The organism is Anaerosporobacter sp., from assembly GCF_965301125.1.
This window is the reverse complement of record NZ_CBDLAM010000333.1, coordinates 1-2,364: the sequence shown is the minus strand read 5'-3', so window position 1 is coordinate 2,364 and position 2,364 is coordinate 1. Positions and strand designations below refer to the sequence as shown.

The 2,364-nt window shown below is 33.5% G+C and carries 2 protein-coding genes; both read left to right on the top strand.

The window, feature by feature from the left end; all coding sequences use genetic code 11:
- The coding region (locus ACW2QF_RS19555; RefSeq protein WP_455717692.1) for a septation protein SpoVG family protein at nucleotides 1–135 on the top strand (135 nt) is incomplete at its 5' end.
- A gap of 155 nt (nucleotides 136–290) precedes the next feature.
- Nucleotides 291–1,916 carry a Na/Pi cotransporter family protein gene (locus ACW2QF_RS19550; protein ID WP_455717691.1) on the top strand — a complete coding sequence of 542 codons (1,626 nt, stop codon included), beginning with the start codon at nucleotides 291–293 and terminating at the stop codon, nucleotides 1,914–1,916.
- The last annotated feature ends 448 nt before the right edge of the window (nucleotides 1,917–2,364 follow it).

Below are 2,364 nucleotides of genomic sequence, written 5' to 3'. Positions count from 1 at the left end.
CGAAGAGCTGGAGATGGAGAGTACAGAGATATTGCACATCCGATTAATTCAGAAACAAGAGATCGTATTCAAAAGATCATTCTTGAAAAATATGAAATTGCAATATTAGAATCCGATACAGTCGACGAAGAATAACAAAAAAGCTATTGTTTTACATAGTAAAACAATAGCTTTTTTGTTTACCTATTTCCGAAATGAATCTTAACACTATCTTAACACTATTAGCGTAAAGATAGTGTTAAGATAAAATGGGTATTCGACAAAAAAAGAACAAATGAAGGAAGGTATTTATGAATATTACACAATTCTTATCCCTGCTTGGTGGCTTGGCTCTATTTTTACTAGGAATGAAAATGATGAGTGATGGTTTAGAAAAGGCTGCCGGAAACAAAATGAAGAAGATCCTTGAGAAACTTACAACAAATCGATTTATTGGAGTAGCTGTTGGAGCAGCAATTACTGCTGTAATTCAATCCTCGTCAGCAACTACTGTAATGGTTGTTGGTTTTGTTAATTCAGGGCTTATGACATTAAGACAAGCTATTTGGGTGATTATGGGGGCAAACATAGGAACTACTATAACGGGTCAATTGATTGCACTTGATATTGGAGTGGTTGCTCCGCTGTTTGCAATTATTGGCGTTGTATTAATTGTTTTCTTAAAATCAAAGAAGCTATATAATATTGGATATATTATAGGAGGTCTTGGAGTTTTATTCATCGGTATGGAGATGATGGGCGACAGTATGAGTGGATTACGAGATTCAAAACTATTCATGGATGCAGTGACCAATTTATCTAATCCATTATTTGGTATTGCTGTTGGAGCTATATTTACTGCAATTATTCAATCCTCTTCCGCATCAGTTGGTATTTTACAGGCATTGTCCATGAGCGGAGTAATAACTTTAGACAGGTCTGTCTTTGTTTTGTTTGGACAGAATATTGGTACATGCATTACAGCGGTACTTGCGTCAATTGGTACAACCCGTAATGCGAAAAGAACGACAATTATACATTTAATGTTTAATATAATAGGAACTGCAGTATTTACGTGTATTTGTTTGGTTCTTCCATTGACTGATTGGATCATACGATTAACGCCAAATAATTCCGCGGCGCAGATTGCCAACGTACATACGATATTTAATATAGTAACAACGTTATTATTGCTACCGGCGGGAACAAAACTAGAAAAGATTGCTAAGAGAATCTTACCAGAAAGAGATGATGAGAATGAAGCAGAGATGAGATTGCAGTTTATATCCCCAGCATCTATTATAAATCACTCTTTTGGTGGAGCAAGTGTTGCAATTTCTCAGATACATAAAGAAGTAAATCGTATGTATGAACTTGCTATTGAAAATGTAGAACTATCATTTGATCAAGTATTGAAATGGAATGAAAAGAATGTTGCTAAAGTAATGCAGAATGAAGAGTATATAGATTTTCTTAATGCAGAGATATCCAAATATATATCGAGTATTATATCTGCTGAGATGTCGGAGAAAGATGGTAAAGCGATTGGTAAGTACTTCAGTATCATAGGTAACATTGAACGTATAAGCGATCACTCTGTAAATATAGCAGGTTATGCAGATCTAATAAGAGAAAAGAGTGGTGTGCTAACTGAGACGATAGAAATGGAAGTTAAGGATATGAAGCGCGTATCCTTAAATAATCTTAAGAGTATAAATATGCTAGAAGATAATATAACAGTCAAGGAGCTAGACTATATACTAAAAACAGAAGATAAGATTGATGAGATGGCTGTCGTATATAGAGAAAACCAATTATGCAGACTTAAGAAGAACGAATGTAAAGGCGACATAAGTGTAATATATTCAGAGATGATTACGGACTTTGAACGTATAGGGGATCATATTATGAATATAGCTGAATATATGGCGGGTTAATTCGGTGGTAGAGATGTTTGATTTGCAGATTGTTGCAAAAAGCACTATGTTATTAAACTAAATGTTTTCAAATACTTGAAATGAACAACTTTTTTAGTGGAATGTCATTTTATAAACATGCATGTTTGTATATGATACACTGCTAAAAAAGTTGTTTTTTGATGTATCACTTCAAGGAGTTGGTTTTAATAAAGAGTTGGACTATTTATTTAATATGAAAGAAATACTATTAATAAGAAGGAAAAAATTGGACTCAACATTCTTTGAAAAAGTACTTTACAAACGATTTCAACTCTGCTATACTAGACCAAGTCAGCTGATGAATTGCACGAAATGAACGAACAATTCTGAAAATAGTAAGAATTAAAACAATTCATTAAAAAGTGAAAATTCTTGTTGACAAACGTCGAAAGATGTTGTAAGATATAACAGTCGCTTCTGACAAGTA